General features: G+C 70.9%; 14 protein-coding genes. 7 read left to right on the top strand and 7 right to left on the bottom strand.

What is annotated here, in order from left to right; genetic code table 11:
- Window positions 1-2 precede the first annotated feature (2 nt).
- The 3 genes from MTE01_RS02670 to ispG all read right to left on the bottom strand — a co-directional run bounded on the left by MTE01_RS02670 (window position 3) and on the right by ispG (window position 4,022).
- Window positions 3-932: a L,D-transpeptidase gene (locus MTE01_RS02670; RefSeq protein ID WP_141375561.1), complete on the bottom strand. Its 930-nt coding sequence runs from the start codon at window positions 930-932 to the stop codon at window positions 3-5.
- Window positions 929-2,677 carry a phosphatase PAP2 family protein gene (locus MTE01_RS02665; protein ID WP_218026313.1) on the bottom strand — a complete coding sequence of 583 codons (1,749 nt, stop codon included), beginning with the start codon at window positions 2,675-2,677 and terminating at the stop codon, window positions 929-931. The genes MTE01_RS02670 and MTE01_RS02665 overlap by 4 nt, the downstream gene beginning before the upstream one ends.
- A 214-nt stretch (window positions 2,678-2,891) precedes the next feature.
- Window positions 2,892-4,022 carry a flavodoxin-dependent (E)-4-hydroxy-3-methylbut-2-enyl-diphosphate synthase gene (gene ispG / locus MTE01_RS02660; protein ID WP_056228466.1) on the bottom strand — a complete coding sequence of 377 codons (1,131 nt, stop codon included), beginning with the start codon at window positions 4,020-4,022 and terminating at the stop codon, window positions 2,892-2,894.
- 242 nt (window positions 4,023-4,264) lie between these two features.
- Here ispG and MTE01_RS02655 point away from each other — a divergent pair, with 242 nt between their 5' ends.
- Window positions 4,265-6,244, top strand: coding sequence for a chorismate-binding protein (locus MTE01_RS02655; protein WP_141375559.1), 1,980 nt, complete (start codon window positions 4,265-4,267; stop codon window positions 6,242-6,244).
- Window positions 6,245-6,304: 60 nt separating this feature from the next.
- Here the strand turns inward: MTE01_RS02655 and MTE01_RS02650 are convergent, their stop codons facing one another.
- On the bottom strand, window positions 6,305-7,621 hold the full coding sequence (locus tag MTE01_RS02650; RefSeq protein WP_141375557.1) for a M50 family metallopeptidase: 1,317 nt from the start codon (window positions 7,619-7,621) through the stop codon (window positions 6,305-6,307).
- A gap of 87 nt (window positions 7,622-7,708) precedes the next feature.
- On the opposite strand from MTE01_RS02650, the gene MTE01_RS02645 reads away from it, so the two are divergent.
- Window positions 7,709-9,373 (top strand): Mur ligase family protein, encoded by a 1,665-nt coding sequence (locus MTE01_RS02645; protein ID WP_116238872.1) that lies wholly within the window; start codon window positions 7,709-7,711, stop codon window positions 9,371-9,373.
- A 24-nt stretch (window positions 9,374-9,397) separates the two neighbouring features.
- On the opposite strand, the gene dxr is transcribed toward MTE01_RS02645, so the two are convergent.
- Together dxr and MTE01_RS02635 are read right to left on the bottom strand one after the other, a co-directional pair.
- Window positions 9,398-10,480: a 1-deoxy-D-xylulose-5-phosphate reductoisomerase gene (dxr, locus tag MTE01_RS02640; RefSeq protein ID WP_141375554.1), complete on the bottom strand. Its 1,083-nt coding sequence runs from the start codon at window positions 10,478-10,480 to the stop codon at window positions 9,398-9,400.
- Between the two features lie 13 nt (window positions 10,481-10,493).
- On the bottom strand, window positions 10,494-11,486 hold the full coding sequence (locus MTE01_RS02635) for an FKBP-type peptidyl-prolyl cis-trans isomerase (protein ID WP_170210593.1): 993 nt from the start codon (window positions 11,484-11,486) through the stop codon (window positions 10,494-10,496).
- A gap of 204 nt (window positions 11,487-11,690) precedes the next feature.
- On the opposite strand from MTE01_RS02635, the gene MTE01_RS02630 reads away from it, so the two are divergent.
- The 4 genes from MTE01_RS02630 (at window position 11,691) to dhaM (ending at window position 14,846) form a co-directional block, all read left to right on the top strand.
- Complete coding sequence (locus MTE01_RS02630; RefSeq protein WP_246077969.1) at window positions 11,691-12,392, top strand: lysophospholipid acyltransferase family protein; 702 nt, start codon at window positions 11,691-11,693, stop codon at window positions 12,390-12,392.
- A gap of 101 nt (window positions 12,393-12,493) precedes the next feature.
- Complete coding sequence (dhaK, locus tag MTE01_RS02625) at window positions 12,494-13,489, top strand: dihydroxyacetone kinase subunit DhaK (protein ID WP_103210293.1); 996 nt, start codon at window positions 12,494-12,496, stop codon at window positions 13,487-13,489.
- The gene (gene dhaL / locus MTE01_RS02620) at window positions 13,486-14,121 is read left to right on the top strand and encodes a dihydroxyacetone kinase subunit DhaL (RefSeq protein WP_103210848.1); all 636 of its coding nucleotides are present in this window, start codon (window positions 13,486-13,488) and stop codon (window positions 14,119-14,121) included. Before dhaK ends, dhaL begins: the two co-directional genes overlap by 4 nt.
- Window positions 14,118-14,846 carry a dihydroxyacetone kinase phosphoryl donor subunit DhaM gene (gene dhaM, locus MTE01_RS02615; RefSeq protein WP_141375548.1) on the top strand — a complete coding sequence of 243 codons (729 nt, stop codon included), beginning with the start codon at window positions 14,118-14,120 and terminating at the stop codon, window positions 14,844-14,846. Before dhaL ends, dhaM begins: the two co-directional genes overlap by 4 nt.
- 19 nt (window positions 14,847-14,865) lie before the next feature.
- On the opposite strand, the gene MTE01_RS02610 is transcribed toward dhaM, so the two are convergent.
- Window positions 14,866-15,831 carry a sugar-binding transcriptional regulator gene (locus tag MTE01_RS02610; RefSeq protein WP_116238424.1) on the bottom strand — a complete coding sequence of 322 codons (966 nt, stop codon included), beginning with the start codon at window positions 15,829-15,831 and terminating at the stop codon, window positions 14,866-14,868.
- A gap of 112 nt (window positions 15,832-15,943) precedes the next feature.
- On the opposite strand from MTE01_RS02610, the gene MTE01_RS02605 reads away from it, so the two are divergent.
- On the top strand, window positions 15,944-17,662 hold the full coding sequence (locus MTE01_RS02605; RefSeq protein ID WP_103210287.1) for a glycerol-3-phosphate dehydrogenase/oxidase: 1,719 nt from the start codon (window positions 15,944-15,946) through the stop codon (window positions 17,660-17,662).
- The last annotated feature ends 95 nt before the right edge of the window (window positions 17,663-17,757 follow it).

The following is a 17,757-nucleotide window of genomic DNA, read 5'->3' as shown; positions in this document are numbered from 1 at the left end:
CGTCAGCGCAGCACCACGAGCGTGCCGAGCGGGAGCGCGGCGAGCGCCGCGACCGCGTCGGCGCCGATCCGCACGCAACCGTGCGAGATCGCCCCGTCGCGCTGGTCCGCGTAGTGGATGCCGATGAGTCCCCCGTCGTGACCGCCGAAGGGCTCGTCGGCAGCGGCGGAGTGCAACGACGTCAGGTGGATGGGGTGATCACCGGTCCCCTGCGACGGGTCGACGTATCGCGCCTCGAGGTAGCCGATGACGCCGGTCGGCGTGGGCGTGCCGTCGGCACCGACGGCGGCGGGGAACGTCGCCTGCACGGTGCCGTCGAGGGCGACGATCGACACGGACCGCTGCGCCACCGACACCTCGACGCGCGACGTCGGGCCGGTCGTCTTCGCCAGCGACGACAGCGGGGCCCAGGCCGCGGTCTGCGCCGCCGCGGGCTGACCCGCCGGCGCGGCCGACGGGAGCGTGCGGCGGGCGGGCGTCAGCACGAGCGCCCACGGCCCCTCGGTGCGGACCACGACGACGGGGGTGGCCTCGCCCAAGAAGTCGTGCGCGGCCAGACGCGCGACGGGACCGCCGCTGCCACCCGCGCGTCCCGTGTCGTCGGCGTCGCCGAAGAGGGGCAGATCGGATGCCGTCGAGTACACGTCGGCGTGCGCGGGCAGGGCCGTGTCGGCGACGAGGAGCCCTCCGATCACCGCGTCGTAGCGCGCCTCGGGCAACGCCGACAGCGCGCCGGCGTCGACCGCGGGAACCGGACGGGGCGACGCGGCGGTCGCGGGCGTCGGGGACGACGAGGGCGTGGGATCGGCTGCCGGGACCGCGGGGGCGACGGGAGCCAGCGCCCACGCGGCGATCACCGCGACGACGGCCGCAGCCGCCGTCGCGGTGATCGTGATGAGCGCCAGGCGCCGACGAGCGGGGCTCGTCGTCATCCGCTCACCAGGGGCAGGCGCATGCCGGTGACCGTGACCGCGAGCGGTCCCGCGACGACGGCGCCCGTGGCATCCAGGAGCGTGATCGTGTGCGCACCGGCCGGGGTCGAGGCGGGGATCGTGACGGTCGCGGCGAAAGCGCCGTTCGCATCGGCGGTGACGGTCGCGATCGTCACCGGATCGCTGTGCAGCTGCACCGTGAGCTTCTGACCGGCGGCGAATCCCGAGCCCGCGATCTGCAGCTGGCCGCCGGCGGCGACGGTCGTGCCGTTCGGGGCGGTCAGCGCGGGCGTCGTGCCGGTCGGCGCGGGGAGCACCTGGGCCGTGCCGCCGACGCCGAGCACCGAGACGGTGGAGTCGGCGTTGACCTGCACCTTTGCCGACATCGCGGCGGCGAGGTTGAGACGCTGCCACGATCCGTTGCCGCCGGACGTCTGGTCGAGCGGATAGCCCGAGTCGATCTGGGTCTGCGCGAGGATCGACGTGCGCTGCGCGTCGGTCAGCTGCGGGAACGCGGTCAGCAGCAGGTTCGACGCGCCTGCCGGCACGGCCGCCGGCTGACCGGCGGTGCCTGTGCGGGCGAAGCCGTAGGTGAGGCGTTCGGTGTACACCGACACGGCCGAGGCGCGGTCGGTGACCTTCTGCGCCGTTCCGCCGGGCATGGCCTTCCCGCCGTAGGGGTCGTTCTGGTACGGCGCCTCGGCGGCGATGCACGCGGCGAGGGTGCCTCCGCACTGCTGCTGCAGGTACGTCGTCAGCTCCTGGCGGGCGGGCTGTAGCACGCCGGCGCGGTAGGCGTCGTCCGACCAGCGGGCGGCGAGGGCGGCCTCGCCGTCGATGCGGCCTCCGACGATGTCGAGCGGGTAGTGCACACCGAGAACGATGCGGTTGTTGCCGTTCTCGGACGCCCGCGCGAGCACCTCCGGCCCCAGCTCGGGCACGAGGGTCGCGAGGGTGATGCCGGCCTGGTAGGCCGTGGTCGTGTGGCCGGACGGGAACGAGCCACCCTTGCAGATGCCCGGCTGACCGTACGCGGCGTCGAGGGGCACGTCGCTGGGAGAGAACTGGTGCGTGGTGTCGGTGACCGGTGCGACACGGGTGATGAGCAGGATGCCGTCCGCGTCGGCCCAGGACGTTCCCTGGCGCATGCTCTTCAGCGACGAGGCGTTGTTCACGCTGGGCGCGCACGCGGAGTCGTCGCCCGAGACGGCGGTCGCGTTCGGGTCGGTCTTGACGAAGGGGCGCGCGTAGCTGAACGTGTTCTTGGCCGTGCTCGTGGACACGTAGGCGCCCGACGATCCGTTCGAGCTGTTGATGAGCGCCTGTGTCAGGGGCAGGGCACCCGAGTTGAGACCCTTGACGTAGATCGCGCTGAGCGACGAGCCGAGACCGCCCGAGACGGTGAAGGACTGGTCGTAAGCGGTCTTGGCGCTGTTGTTGTACTCGGAGTCCTGCAGCGCGCGGAACTGCTGCGCGGCGGTGGCGTTGTTGTTGATCCACACCGTCAGCCGGTCGTTGTAGGCCAGCACCGTCGGATTCACCACGGTGCCGCTGAAATCGCCCTTGCCGCTGGGCGTCCAGAAGTCGCGGTAGCCGCTGAGCAGCGTGACGAGATCGGGCTTGGCGCTGTCGCTGGGGTAGCTCGCTGCATTCGCCGAGAGCGGCGCCGCGGCGCCGGTGACGACGAGCGCGCCGGCGATGGCGATGCGCCACGCCGCATGGAGCCTGAGGGTGCGTGATTCCATGAGTGATGTGCCGCGGGGTGCGCGGCGTCTCCTCTCCGACCGTCCGATGGGATCGGCCGCGACGCTCGCCGCGACCGGATCAGACGGTAGGCCTGCTCCGTGAGCACCGGTGATTCGGCCGTCGCCGAGATGTCGAACGGCCGGTGTCACCCAGGTGAACGAATGCTGTGGGGAGGCGATGAGAGCCCGGTAGGCCGGCGACGACGCGCGGGGCTCAGGCCGTGATGACCTGCGCGGTGCCGGTGGCGGCGTCGGGGCCCATTTCGGCGGCGAGGCGGTTGGCCTCGGCGATGAGGGTGGCCACGATCTCGCTCTCGGGCACGGTCTTGACGACCTCTCCCTTGACAAAGATCTGCCCCTTGCCGTTACCGGAAGCCACGCCCAGGTCGGCATCGCGCGCCTCGCCGGGTCCGTTGACGACGCAGCCCATGACGGCGACGCGCAGCGGCACGGTCATGTCCTTCAGGCCCTCGGTGACGTCGTCGGCGAGGGTGTAGACGTCGACCTGCGCGCGGCCGCACGAGGGGCACGAGACGATCTCGAGCTTGCGCTCGCGCAAGTTCAGCGACTGCAGGATCTGATGACCGACCTTGACCTCTTCGGCGGGCGGCGCCGACAGCGAGACGCGGATCGTGTCGCCGATGCCCTCCGAGAGCAGGATGCCGAACGCCGTGGCGCTCTTGATCGTCCCCTGGAACGCGGGGCCCGCCTCGGTGACGCCGAGGTGCAGGGGCCAGTCGCCGCGCTCGGCGAGCAGACGGTAAGCCTTCACCATGACGATCGGGTCGTTGTGCTTGACCGAGATCTTGAAGTCGTGGAAGTCGTGCTCCTCGAACAGCGAGGCCTCCCACACGGCGCTCTCGACGAGCGCTTCGGGGGTGGCCTTGCCGTACTTCTCGAGCAGGCGGCGATCGAGCGATCCGGCGTTGACGCCGATGCGCAGCGAGACGCCGGCGTCTTTCGCGGCCTTGGCGATCGCGCCGACCTGGTCGTCGAACTTGCGGATGTTGCCCGGGTTCACGCGCACCGCGCCGCACCCGGCGTCGATCGCCTGGAAGACGTACTTCGGCTGGAAGTGGATGTCGGCGATGACCGGGATCTGGCTCTTCTTCGCGATGATGTGCAGCACGTCGGCGTCGTCCTGCGACGGCACGGCGACGCGCACGATCTCGCATCCGGATGCCGTGAGCTCGGCGATCTGCTGCAGCGTGGCGTTGATGTTGGTGGTGGGCGTCGTGGTCATCGACTGGACGCTGACGGGAGCGTCGCCACCGACGAGCACCTTGCCGACCCGGATCTGGCGGGTCTTGCGACGGGGCGCGAGGGTCTCCGGCACGCGGGGCATTCCGAGGTTCACAGCAGGCACGGGCTCAGCCTACGCCGCCCTCACCGCACGGCGCCTGAACCGGTGCCGAAAGGCTGCTGTGGTAGGTTCGGCGCCATGCGCGCTCACACATCCTGGTGGCCCACCGTTTAGGCGGTGCGCACGCATGCAACAGACCGCCCTCCCCCTGGGGAATCCGGCGGTCTTCGTGTTTTCGGCGGCCGCGACGGAACCTCGCTCAGCACAGACGGAAAGACATCTCGATGACCGGGCTCGACCCCTCTCCCCTGCTCTCGGACCTCGCCGCAGGTTCCGCCCCCTTCGCCCTCATCGCCCGTGACGGGGCGACCGTCGAGGTCCTCACCGGAGACGTCGTCGACGTCGAGCTCCTCGCCGACATCCCGTTGACGGATGCCGACGGCGTCGCCCGCGAGGTGCTCGCGCTCGTCCCGTACCGACAGGTGCGGGAGCGCGGCTTCGTCTGCCACGACGACGGGGCCCCGCTGCGCTGTCTGGTGATCGGCGACCGCGTGTCCCTGCCGCGGGCCGAGGCCATGGCATCCCTCCCCTCCTCCCCCGTGCCGTTGGCGGACGCCGGCTTCGACATCAGCGACGAGGACTACGCCCGCATCGTGCGCCGCGTGATCGCCGACGAGATCGGCCGCGGCGAGGGGGCGAACTTCGTGATCCGTCGCGACTTCGTCGCCGGCGTCGACGTCGACCCCCGGATCGCCGCTCTGACGTGGTTCCGCGCGCTGCTCGAGCAAGAGAAGGGCGCGTACTGGACGTTCGCTGTCGTCACCGACGATCACATCGCGGTGGGCGCGAGCCCCGAGGCGCACGTCAGCGCGAAGGACGGCGTCGTCACGATGAACCCCATCTCGGGAACCTTCCGGCACCCGGCGGGCGGGGCGACGGCCGAAACGCTCGCCGAGTTCCTGCGCTCGACCAAAGAGACCGAGGAGCTCTTCATGGTCGTCGACGAGGAGCTCAAGATGATGAGCGCAGTCTGCAGCGACGGTGGCCGCATCACCGGCCCCCACCTCAAGGAGATGTCGCGCCTCACCCACACCGAGTACATGCTGCGCGGCTCGAGCGACCTCGACCCGCGCGACATCCTCCGTGAGACGATGTTCGCCCCGACGGTCACCGGCTCCCCCATGCAGAACGCGTGCACCGTGATCGCCCGGCACGAGACCGTTCCGCGTGGCTATTACTCCGGCGTCGCGGCCCTCTTCACCCCGAACGGCTCGGTCGAGGGGCCCACGCACGACCTCGACGCGCCGATCCTCATCCGCACGGCCTACCTCGTCGACGGGCGCCTGCGCGTCCCGGTCGGGGCGACGCTCGTGCGCCATTCCGACCCCGACGGCGAGGTGGGCGAGACCCACGGCAAGGCCGCCGGCGTGCTCGGCGCGATCGGCGCGATTCCGCGCGACGTACCGGTTGCCCCCGAGGGGGCGGATGCCGACGCCCCCGCCGCCCCGCGCCGACCGCTCGCCGAGGATCCCGCGATCGCCGAGCTGCTGGCATCCCGCAACGATCGCTTGGCGCCCTTCTGGATGAACCCGCAGGACCCCGACGGGTCGGGCCCTTTCGCGGGCCGCACGGCGCTCGTGGTGGATGCCGAGGACCGCTTCACGACGATGCTCGCGCACCAGCTGCGGCACCTGGGACTCGACACCCGTATCGTGCACTGGTCGCAGGCGTCGAACGACGAGGTCGATGCCGCCGACCTCGTGATCTCGGGCCCCGGCCCCGGTGACCCGCGCGACGACAGCCCGCGCATGTCCGCGATGCGCCGCGTCGTCTCCCGCCGCCTCTTCCGCCACGCTCCGCTTCTCGCGGTCTGCCTGAGCCACCAGATCCTCGCCGACCAGCTCGGCATCGATCTCGCTCCTCTCGCGCAGCCGCACCAGGGCCTGCAGAAGAGCGTCGACGTCTTCGGCGAGGACGCCTCGATCGGGTTCTACAACACGTTCACGGCGCGCGTGGCGCCGGGGACGACCGAGCGCGGGATCGTGGTCGAGTCGATCACCGCGCGCGGGGAGTCGACGGGGGCTCCCCTCCCCGTCCCGGAGGGTCGCATCGAGATCCCGGCCGAGGTCGCGGCCGACCCCGAGACCGGCGACGTCTACGCCCTCCGCGGCCCCGCGTTCGCGAGCGTGCAGGGGCATCTCGAGTCGATCCTGTCGCGCGACGGCATGCGGACTTTGGAGCGTCTGATCGCGCACGCGCTCTGACCGCGGCGGACTACCTACCGGCTCACGCTTCTCCGCGAAAGGGTCGATCCGCCGGCTCGGCTACAGCAACTGCACCGGGTTGACGATGTCGGCGAGGAACAGAACCCCGCCCGTCGCCACCAGCAGGATCACGACGACGAAAGTGACGGGCACGAGCTTCGTGGCATCCACGGGACGGGCGACCGTGCCACGCAGGCGAGCGATCTGACGCTTGATGCCGTCCCACAGCGCCACGACGACGTGACCACCGTCGAGCGGGAGCAGCGGGATGAGGTTGAAGACGAACAGGGCGATGTTCAGGCCGCCGAGCAACGTGATCATGGTCTGCACGCGGTCGAGGATCGGCGCGTCGACGGCGGCGATGTCGCCGGCGAGACGGCCGGCGCCGACCACGCTCATGGGGCTGTTCGCGTCACGCGGCTGACCGTTGAGGGTGTCGACGACGACGTCGTAGATCCGCACGGGGAACTGCGACACGATCTGCGCGACCGAGCCGATGTACTGCCCCGTCGCCTCGAGGCTCGTGCCGATGGGCTGACGCACGAGCGCGCTCTGCGGGCTGATCCCCGCGAATCCGACGGTCTGATACTCGGTCGCGCCGGAGGCGTCGACCACGGACCGGCCGTTCGCGTCGGTGACGGCGCGGTCGGTGGTCGCGGGCGTGAACTGCACGGTGCGCTGCGCGCCGTCGCGATCGATGACGACCGAGAGCTGCTTCCCGGGCGAACGCTGGATGATCGCGGCGGCCTCGGCGAACGTCGAGACGGGAGTGCCGTCGATCGAGACGAATCTGTCACCGGGCTGGATGCCGGCGGCCGCCGCCGGAGCGACGGGATCGGTGGGGGTGCACTCGGTGCGGCCCTCGCTCGCGGGGATGACGCACTGCGAGACCGACGCGACGGTGGTGGTGCCCTGCTGGATGCCGATACCGCTGAGCGCGATCGTGAAGAGCACCACGGCGAGGACGAGGTTCATGATCGGGCCGCCGAGCATGACGATGATCCGCTTGTAGACCGGCAGCTTGTAGAACACCCGGTCGTCGGCGGCGATCAGCGTCTCCGCGTTCGCGTCGCGGGCGTCTTGGACCATCGTCGCGAAGAAGCGCGAGCGCTTCGTGCCGGGCTTGGCGTCCTCGGGCGCAGGCGGGTACATCCCGGCCATCGAGATGAAGCCGCCGAGCGGCAGCACCTTGAGGCCGTACTCCGTCTCGCCGATGCGCTTCGACCAGAGTGTCGGTCCGAAACCGATCATGTACTGGCCGACGCGCACGCCGAAGAGCTTGGCGGGCAGCAGGTGCCCGACCTCGTGCAGCGCGATCGAGACGGCCAGGCCGAGCACGAGCACGATGACGCCGATGAGGAACGCGATCGCAGTCACCCGCCGACGATACCGCCGCACGCCTTTGAACCGCCCGTGCGGCCCCGATGCGGTGTCTGTGCGACGCCGGATGAGAGAATGGATGCGATGTCCTCCGCCGCCCCCTCGAACCTGCCGCCCGTCCTCCGCCCGGAGAACCCGCCGCGCCGCGACCTCGCCGAACTCGCCCGACGCTACGGCGTCCGCACCGTGGGCGACGTCGACCGGACCACCCTCACCGGCCTCACGCTGGCCACCGCCGATCTGCGGGCCGGCGAGGCCTTCGTCGCCATCCGCGGCGTGAACCGGCACGGGGCGGAATTCGCCGCCACCGCCGCCGAGCGCGGCGCCGTCGCGGTCATCACCGACGACGCGGGCGCCGAGATCGCGGGCCCCGCGGGTCTTCCGATCGTCGTCGTGGACGACCCTCGTGCGCTCCTCGGCGACCTGTCGGCGTGGGTGTACGGCACCGGGCCCGACGACACGCTCCCCCAGCTGTTGGCGACAACGGGCACCAACGGCAAGACGAGCGTCTCGCACCTGCTCGAGGGCATCCTCGGTCAGCTCGGGGTCGTCACCGGCCTGTCGTCGACGGCAGAGCGCCACATCGCGGGCGAGGTCATCGTCTCGCGCCTGACCACCCCCGAGGCTTCCGAGTTCCACGCCCTCCTCGCCCTCATGCGCGAGCGCGGCGTGCAGGCCGTCGCGGTCGAGGTGAGCGCGCAGGCGCTCACCCGTCACCGGGTCGATGGCCTCGTCTTCGACGTCGCGGGCTTCACGAACCTCACCCATGACCACCTCGACGACTATGCCGACATGCGCGAGTACTTCGAGGCGAAGCTGCCCCTCTTCCGCCCCGACCGCGCCCGTCGCGGGGTCGTCTGCCTCGACTCGGCCTCCGGCGCCGAGATCGCCGCACGCGCTGAGATCCCCGTCGTGACCATCGCCACCCCGGCGATCAGCGAGAACGCCGCCGCCGCGGCATCCGCCGACTGGACCGTCGACATCGTCGACGAGCGCCAAGAGGGCACCGAGTTCACCCTCAGCGACGGCAAGGGCCGCTCCCTCACCACCGTCGTCCCCGTGATCGGTCGGCACATGGCCGCGAACGCGGGACTGGCGATCGTCATGCTGCTCGAGACCGGCTACACCTGGGAACACCTCTACAGCACCCTCGACGGCTCGCACATCGAGGCATCGCTGCCCGGTCGGACCCAGCTCGTGTCGGGCGCCGCGGGCCCCGCGGTCTACGTCGACTTCGGCCACTCCCCCGACGCGTTCGAGAAGACTCTCGCCGCGGTCCGGCGCGTGACGCCCGGCAAGGTCGTCATGGTGTTCGGCGCCGACGGCGACCGCGACGCCACGAAGCGTCACGACATGGGCCGCACGGCGGTCGAGGGAAGCGACATCCTCGTCGTCACGGATCACCACCCGCGCCACGAGAACCCCGACACCATCCGCGAGGTGCTGGTCGAGGGCGCACGGCGCGCTCGACCCGACGCCGAGATCCTGGAGTTCACCCCGCCGGAGCGCGCGATCCTCGAGGCCGTGAAGCTCGTCGGAGAGGGCGACGCGATCCTGTGGGCCGGCCCCGGCCACCAGGACTACCGCGACATCCGCGGCGTGCGCACCCCGTATTCGGCGCGCGAACTGTCGCGCCGCGCGCTACGTGCTGCAGGATGGCCCGTACCCGACCCGCAGTGGCCGGTTCCGTACCCCGTCGACAGCACCCCGTCGTCCGACCCGGAGCGCCCGGTCGACTTCCCGGCCTGAACCGGCCGACCGCCCGCTCGGGACTCAGCGCGCCGCGATGATCTCGTCGGCGGTGCGTCGCGCCCAACTCTCGGCTTCGGCGAGCGATTCGCGCGTGAGCTTCCCGGGCGGCTCGTGGCGATCGACGACGCGCTCGATGAGCTCGACGATCTGGAGGAAGCTCAGACGCCCCTCGTGGAACGCGTCGACGGCCTGCTCGTTGGCCGCGTTGAACACGGCGGGGTATGTGGCGCCCGCCCGGCCGACCTTCTTGGCCAGGGCCACGGAGCCGAAGGCCTTCTCGTCGAGGGGCTCGAAGGTCCACTGCGAGGCGCGCGTCCAGTCGAGCGGGGCGCCCACGCCGGAGATGCGGTGCGGCCAGTCGAGACCGAGCGAGATCGGCAGGCGCATATCGGGCGGCGACGCCTGGGCGATGGTCGAGCCGTCGACGAACTCGACCATCGAGTGCACGATCGACTGCGGGTGCACGGTCACCGCGATCCGGTCGTACGGCACGTCGAACAGCAGGTGCGCCTCGATCACCTCGAGGCCCTTGTTCACGAGTGTCGCGGAGTTCGTCGTGACGACGCGGCCCATGTCCCACGTGGGGTGCGCGAGGGCCTCCGCGGGGGTGACGTCCTGCAGCTCGTCGCGCGATCGTCCGCGGAAGGGGCCTCCGGATGCCGTGAGCACGAGCCGGCGCACCTCTCCGGCGTGACCGGAGCGCAGCGCCTGCGCGATCGCGGAGTGCTCGGAGTCGACGGGAACGATCTGCCCCGGTGCCGCGAGTGCGGTGACGAGTTCGCCGCCGACGATCAGCGACTCCTTGTTGGCCAGGGCGAGGGTGCGCCCCGCCTCGAGGGCGGCGATGGTGGGGCCGAGGCCCACCGATCCGGTGATCCCGTTGAGCACCACGTCGGCCTCGACGTCGCGGACGAGCTGCTCCGCCTCGACGGCGCCGAGAGCCGTGTGCTCGACCCCGAAGGCCGAGGCCTGCGCCTCGACACCGGCCCGGTCGGTGCCTGCGGCGAGCCCGACGACCTCGAAGCGGTCGGCGTTGTTCGCGATGACGTCGAGCGCCTGCGTCCCGATCGAACCGGTGGAACCGAGGATGAGGACGCGGCGCATGCCCTCAGCCTACTTAGCCCGCCATGGTGGCGTGCTGGACGCCCAGGATGTCGACGACGAAGAACAGGGTCGAATTGGCCGGGATGTCGCCCTGCGCCTTGTCGCCGTAGCCCGCGGCGGGCGGGATGACGACGACGACCTGCGAGCCGACGGTCTGTCCCTCGAGGGCCTGACGGAAACCGTCGACGACCTGGTCGGTCTGGAACTGCGCGGGGGTGCCGCGCTGCCAGCTCGAGTCGAAGACCTGCCCGCTGTCGTACAGCGCTCCGGTGTACTGCACGATGACCTGGTCACCGGCGTTCACGGTCTCCCCCGCACCCTGGCGGAGGTTCTCGATGCGCACGTCGGTGGGAGCCGGGGCGGTCGGCTGGGGCAGCATCTGCTTGCCGTCGGCGTTCGTCGTGGTCGTGGGGGCGCCGTTGTCGCCGAAGCTCACCGTCGGCATGCCGTCCACGGGAGCGACCTCGGTGCCCTCGGCGCGGGTGGGCAGTTCCGAGATGGCGTCGGCGACGAGCACGAAGGCGGGCGAGCCCTCGCCCAGGGTGCCGGCGGGGAACGACGACACGGTGCGCGAGCCGATGGGCGCGCACTCGAGGGCGGCGCCGAAGATCTGCTGCGAGGAGACGAGCGTGTCCATGCCGGCCGGCTCGGTATCGAGCGTCTGCAGCTGCACGGCGCCCGACGCGGTGTCGATCAGCGTGAAGTTGGCCTTCAGGACGTCGCCCGCCTTGATCTGCTGTCCGGTGCCCTCGACCAGGGTGGTGCGCTGCAGAGCAGAGGGGGTGTAGCCGTCGGGAAGAGTGACGTTGACCTTGCCCTGGAAATCGCCCGAGACGACGAGACCGTCGGGGGCCGGCGCGTCGGCGAGCGCGCTCTGGCACTGGCCGGCGTCGGCCGAGCCGCTCGCGTCGGGCGTCGATGCCTCATCGGGTGAACCGGAGCACCCGGCCAGCAGCAACGCCGCGGCGGCGACGACGGACAGGGAAGCGATCGGGCGGAAGCGCACGGGTGACCTCTCGAGGGAAGACAGGAAGCGTCCATTCTCCCGCATCCGGCTTTGCCGCGGCTGAGAGGCCCGTGTACGGGGGCGCCCGCCGCGTGTTGGCATGTCGACGCGCTTACCATGCGCGCACGAGCATGCGGCGGCGAGTAGCCTCATCGAGTGAGTTCTCACCTGCCCGCCGAGACCCCCGTGACCGTGCCGGAGCAGATGGGCGCGACCTACCGCCTCGGACGTTTCCTCATCGCCCCCCTGGCGCGCGCGGTCTATCGCCCGCGCATCGAGGGACGAGAGAACGTCCCGCGTACCGGGCCGGTGATCTTCGCGAGCAACCATCTGTCGTTCATCGACTCGATCGCCATCCCCGTCGCCGCCCCCCGCCCCGTGCACTTCATGGCGAAGTCGGCGTACTTCGAGAAGTGGGCGTCACGCCAGTTCTTCACCGCGATCGGCGCGATCCCCGTCGAGCGCGGAGCAGGCCAGAAGGCCCTCGACGCCCTCGACCAGCAGCGCACCCTTCTCGAGGATGGCCGGGCCGTGGCGCTCTACCCCGAAGGCACGCGCTCGCTCGACGGCCGCCTCTACAAGGGCCGCACCGGGGTCGCCTTCCTTGCGCTGCAAACGGGCGCCCCGGTCGTTCCCGTGGGGCTCATCGGCACCGACAAGGTCATGCCGGTCGGCGCGAAGATGCCCACGACCGCGGAACGCATCACGGTGCGTTTCGGCGCGCCCCTCGATCTCTCCCCGCACGGCGCCGCCGCCTCGGGACGCGCGCGTCGCGGCGCCACCGACGAGATCATGGCGGCGATCCATGCCCTCAGCGAGCAGGAGCTCGCGAACGCCTACAACGAGGCGCCCGCACAGAACCCGATCGAGCGCATCAAGCAGGTGCTCCCCCACGAGCGCCTCTGACTCTCGACCCTCGCCGGCAGTTCCTCCTTGACGTGACGACGCCCGGCGAGCAGGGTCGAATCCGACGGCCCGAACCGTCGTCGCCACAACGAGGAGGCACCGTGAAGAAGTTCGTCAACGACCCCGCCGACGTCTTGGCGGAGGCCCTCCGCGGCATCCGCGCAGCTCATCCGGACCTCCGAGTGGATGCCGAGAACCGTGTCATCCTGCGGGCAGAGGCGACGCGCACGGGCAAGGTTGCGCTGGTGTCGGGCGGTGGATCCGGGCACGAGCCGATGCACGGCGGTTTTGTCGGCCTCGGCATGCTCGACGCCGCGGCCGCCGGAGAGGTGTTCACCTCCCCCACCCCCGACCAGGTGCTCGCCGCCACGCAGGCGGTCGACTCGGGTGCGGGGGTGCTCCACATCGTGAAGAACTACACCGGCGACGTACTGAACTTCGAGATGGCGGCGGAGCTCGCCGAAGCCGCGGGCGTGCGGGTCGAGTCGGTCGTCGTCGCCGACGACGTCGCCGTGACCGATTCCACCTGGACCGCGGGTCGCCGCGGTACCGGCACAACCGTCATCCTGGAGAAGGTCGTCGGCGCCTTCGCCGAAGAGGGGGCCGACCTCGCCGCGGTCGCCGATCTCGCCCGCCGGGTCGCGGCCGCGGGCCGATCGATGGGAGTGGCCCTCACCAGCTGCACGGTCCCCGCTGCGGGCCGCCCCACCTTCGACCTCCCCGACGACGAGATGGAGGTCGGCGTCGGCATTCACGGCGAGCCCGGCCGCTCGCGCGTGAAGCTGGCCTCCGCTCGAGAGATCGCAGCGCTCATGGTCGATCCGATCGTGCGCGACTTCGCCGAGCCCGTGGGGCCGGCGATCGTGCTGCTGTCGGGCCTCGGCGGTACCCCGCTCATCGAGCAGTACCTGCTGTACGGAGAGATCGCGCCATTGCTCGCCGAGGCCGGGGTAGACGTGCAGCGCGTGCTGATCGGCGATTTCATCACGAGCCTCGACATGGCCGGCGCGTCGCTGACCGTCGTGAAAGCCGACGACGAGATGCTGCGCCTGTGGGACGCCCCCGTCGTGACGCCGGGGATGCGGTGGGGCGCATGAGCGGCTCGGTCTCGACCGCCGACCTGGTGGCGTGGATTCGCGCGTTCCGCGACGCCGTGCAGCAGCACAAGGACGAGCTCACCCGGCTCGATTCCGAGATCGGCGACGCCGACCACGGCTCGAATATGGCCCGCGGTCTCGACGCGGTCGTCGCGAAGCTCGAGCCCGTGCCCGATACCCCCGCCGACCTGTTCAAGACCGTCGGCATGACCCTCGTGTCATCGGTCGGCGGCGCGAGCGGGCCGCTCTACGGAACGCTCTTCCTCCGCATGGGCCCCGCCCTCGCAGCAGGGGGAGAAGTGGATGCCGACGCCCTCGGCACCGCCCTCCGCGCCGGTGTCGACGGGGTCGTGGCTCGTGGGAAAGCCGAGCTCGGCGATAAGACGATGATCGACGCACTCTCTCCCGCCCTCGATGCCTGGGACACCGCCGCCGGCGACGGCCCCGCCGCGGCCGCCCGCGCCGCTGCGGAGGCCGCGGCCCGGGGACGCGACGCGACCGAACCCCTCGTGGCGCGCAAAGGCCGGGCGAGCTATCTGGGCGAGCGCAGTGCGGGCCACCTCGACCCGGGCGCGAGCTCGGCGACCCTGCTGCTCGAGGCTCTGCGCGACACCCTGGCGGCCGACGAGTGATCGGCCTGGTCGCCGTCTCGCACTCTCGCGCGCTTGCGGAGGCCGCGGCGCACCTCGCCCTGCAGATGGGCGGGGATGACCCCCCGACGCTTCGCATCGCAGCCGGCGGCCCCGACGACGATCTGGGAACGGATGCCGTGGCCATCGCCGCCGCGATCGACGACGCTGATTCCGGAGACGGGGTTCTCGTCCTGATGGACCTCGGTTCCGCGATTCTCAGCGCCGAGACGGCCCTGGAGTTCGTCGCGGAGCCCGAACGGGTCCGCCTCAGTCCCGCTCCGTTCGTGGAGGGACTCGTCGCAGCCGTGGTGACCGCCGCGGGCGGCGGCGACCTCGAAGCCGTGGCGGCCGAGTGCGCCACCGCCGGGGACGCGAAGGCGCGGCAGCTGGGCGCAGACGCCGGGGGCCCGGCATCCGGTGCCGTCGCGACGGACGACCCGGCCGACGAGACGCTCTCCTTCGAGGCCGTCGTGACCAACCCCTCCGGGTTGCACGCGCGGCCCGCGGCCACCTTCGTCAAGGCCGCGTCCCGACACGATGCGGAGGTGCGCATCGCCGATCTCGAGACGGGCTCCGCCGAGGTCTCGGGGCGGAGCCTGCTCGCGCTGATGGCGCTGGGGATCCGGCAGGGATCGCGCGTGCGAGTGAGCGCGTCGGGTCCCGGAGCGAGAGCGGCACTGGACGAGCTCGAGTCGCTCATCGCCGACGGGTTCGGCGAGCGCTGAGCGCTCGGCGCGACAGGCGTCAGCGCGTGACGCTGAGCAGGCGCCGCGCGAGCGACTCCTCGACGACCAGCTCGGTCACGAGATCGGCGGCGAGCGCTCCGCGCAGCCCGTCGAGCTTGGACAGGCTCGACACGACGCAGAAGCGACGAGGGATGCGCCGGACCGTGTCGAGGTCGGGGCCGCTGGAGCGGGCGTTGAGCTCGGGGATGTCACTCGACCCGTCGGCGCGGTAGAACACCGTGGCGCAGTCGCCGACGACGCCTTCGCGTTCGATGACGGCGCGGTCGCGCTCGTCGAAGTAGTCGCCGCTGTACACGTGCGAGGGCACGTCTGCGTGCGGAGAGCCGAGCCCGAAGACGAACAGACCGACGCGCTGCTGGATCTCGAGCACGGATCGCACCGAGCGCTCGCGCCACATCGCCTGCTTCGTCTGCGGATCGTCGAAGAGAGCGGGCACCGGGAATTGGTGCACCGACGACGACCAGGCCGCTCCGAGCTTGGACAGGATCTCTCCCGCGTACGGAATGCCGGAGGTGCGGACGTTGGCCGCACCGTTCATCTGGACGATGTGGGTGTCGTGCACGTCTTTCTGCGGCACGTGGCGGGCGACGGCCGAGAGCGTCGACCCCCAGGCGACGCCCACCGTCATCGATGACTCGACGCGCTCGGCGAGGATGCGCGCCGCGGTCAGCGCCGTTCGTTCGAGCCGCTCGGCCTCTGAGGTGCGCGCGGGAGTGGGCACGACGTGGGCGGTGATGCCGAAGCGATCGGCGATCCGCTGGGCCATCTGCCCCCGAGCGTCGTCGGGAGGGCTGATCGAGATCGTGACGAGCCCCACGTCGCGGGCGTGCTGAAGCAGACGCGACACCGACGATCGGGAGACCCGCATCTCGTGAGCGATGGCATCCATCGTCAGGTCTTGCATGTAGTAGAGCTGTGCCGCCCGCAGAGCGTCGCGGGAGCGCTCTTCCGTCTGCGTCACCACCGTTCGGTTACCTTCATGGACACCATTCTGCACGTTTGTTCAAGGGGCTTGCAACAACGTGCAGACAGGCGCATTGTGATCGTCGTACCAACAACGAAAGGTCGCAGTCGACATGTCGTCCCCCGCTACTCCGCTCCGCGCCGACGTCCAGGCGCTCCGCGACGCCGAAGACCTCGACGTCCTCATCATCGGTGGGGGCATCAACGGCCTCGCCACCCTCCGCGACCTCGCCCTCCAGGGCGTCAGCGTCGCACTCGTCGAGCGGGGCGACTTCGTCTCCGGCGCCTCCTCGGCCTCCAGCCACATGGTCCACGGCGGCATCCGCTACCTCGAGAACGGCGAGTTCCGCCTCGTGAAAGAAGCGGTCACCGAGCGCAACGACCTGCTCAAGACGGCCCCCCACTACGTCAAGCCGCTCGAGACGACGATTCCGATCTACAAGACGTTCTCCGGCATCCTGTCGGCACCCTTCCGCCTTCTCGTCACGCACGGTCGCGGCAAGCCCAATGAGCGCGGCGCCCTTCTCATCAAGGTCGGCCTGATCATGTACGACACCTTCTCGCGCGACGGCGGATCCGTCCCCCGCCACAAGTTCCTCGGCAAGAAGAAGTCGCTGTCCGAGCTGCCCAAGCTCAACCCCGACCTCGCCTACACCGCGACCTACTTCGACGCCTCGATGCACGACCCCGAGCGCATCGCCCTCGACGTGCTGCGCGACGGCATCGAGGCCGGCGCGGGCCGCACCCAGGCCGTCAACTACGTCTCGGCCGTCGGTGCCGACGCGAACGGCGTGCGCGTACGCGACGAGGTGTCCGGCGAAGAGTTCAGCGTCAAGGCGAAGGTCGTCCTCAACACGGCCGGACCCTGGACCGACCTCGCGAACAAGGCGATGGGGCTGGACACGACCTTCATGGGCGGCACCAAGGGCTCGCACATCGTGCTCGACAACCCCGAGCTGCTCGCCGCCACCGGCGGTCGCGAGATCTTCTTCGAGCACTCCGACGGCCGCATCGTCCTCATCTACCCGCTGAAGGACCGCGTCCTGGTCGGCACCACCGACATCGACGCCGATCCCTCGAAGCCGGTCGTGTGCACCGACGACGAGATCGAGTACTTCTTCGACCTCATCGGTCACGTCTTCCCGACCATCGGCGTGGACCGCTCGCAGATCGTCTACACGTTCTCGGGCATCCGCCCGCTCCCCCGCCACGATGACACCGCCCCCGGCTTCGTCTCGCGCGACTATCGCATCGTCGAGGACGAGGTCGCGGGCGTCCCCGCCATGAGCCTCGTCGGCGGCAAGTGGACCACCTTCCGAGCCCTCGCCGAGCACCTCAGCATGAAGACCCTGCAGAAGCTGCGCCGCCCCCACCGCGTCAGCACCCAGGGGCTGCCCATCGGCGGCGGCGCGGGCTTCCCCGCCACGCCCGAGCAGCGTCGCCGCTGGATCGCCGCGCGCACGAATGCGCACTCCGCGGAGCTCGTCGAGGCGATGCTGGAGCGCTACGGCACCCGCGCCGACGCGATCCTCGCCGCCCTGCCCGCCGAGCCGACGCCGGTTCCCGATGCGGCGGGCTACTACCGCGAGGAGCTCGCCTTCATCGCGAAGAACGAGCAGGTCGTGCACCTGATCGACGTTCTGCTGCGCCGCACGCATCTCGCATTCGTCGGCGGCATGACCGAGCGCACGCTGCGAGAGGTCGCCGAGGCGGTCGCCGAGCCCCTCGGTTGGGACTCCGCGCACGTCGACGAAGAAGTGGCCCGTACGACTGAGATTCTTCGCTCCGCGCACCGTGTCGATCTGGCACAGGCCGGGGTGGCCCGAATCTGAGAGAACGTGCGGGCGCGCCACCTGTTGCGCGCCCGCACGTGAGCCGTAGGTTCGGAGCACCGAGCCGCACTACCGCCCGAGCCGAAGGTGTCCGG

Source organism: Microbacterium testaceum (assembly GCF_006539145.1).
Classification (GTDB): Bacteria; Actinomycetota; Actinomycetes; order Actinomycetales; family Microbacteriaceae; genus Microbacterium; species Microbacterium testaceum.
This window is presented reverse-complemented; position numbering and strand designations above follow the sequence as displayed.

What these genes read in the sequence shown, in the direction of transcription:
- MTE01_RS02670 (WP_141375561.1), bottom strand. Translation starts at nt 932, where the DNA reads ATGACGACGAGCCCCGCTCGTCGGCGCCTGGCGCTCATCACGATCACC.
- MTE01_RS02665 (WP_218026313.1), bottom strand. Translation starts at nt 2,677, where the DNA reads ATGGAATCACGCACCCTCAGGCTCCATGCGGCGTGGCGCATCGCCATC.
- ispG (WP_056228466.1), bottom strand. Translation starts at nt 4,022, where the DNA reads ATGCCCCGCGTGCCGGAGACCCTCGCGCCCCGTCGCAAGACCCGCCAG.
- MTE01_RS02655 (WP_141375559.1), top strand. Translation starts at nt 4,265, where the DNA reads ATGACCGGGCTCGACCCCTCTCCCCTGCTCTCGGACCTCGCCGCAGGT.
- MTE01_RS02645 (WP_116238872.1), top strand. Translation starts at nt 7,709, where the DNA reads ATGTCCTCCGCCGCCCCCTCGAACCTGCCGCCCGTCCTCCGCCCGGAG.
- dxr (WP_141375554.1), bottom strand. Translation starts at nt 10,480, where the DNA reads ATGCGCCGCGTCCTCATCCTCGGTTCCACCGGTTCGATCGGGACGCAG.
- MTE01_RS02630 (WP_246077969.1), top strand. Translation starts at nt 11,691, where the DNA reads ATGGGCGCGACCTACCGCCTCGGACGTTTCCTCATCGCCCCCCTGGCG.
- dhaL (WP_103210848.1), top strand. Translation starts at nt 13,486, where the DNA reads ATGAGCGGCTCGGTCTCGACCGCCGACCTGGTGGCGTGGATTCGCGCG.
- MTE01_RS02605 (WP_103210287.1), top strand. Translation starts at nt 15,944, where the DNA reads ATGTCGTCCCCCGCTACTCCGCTCCGCGCCGACGTCCAGGCGCTCCGC.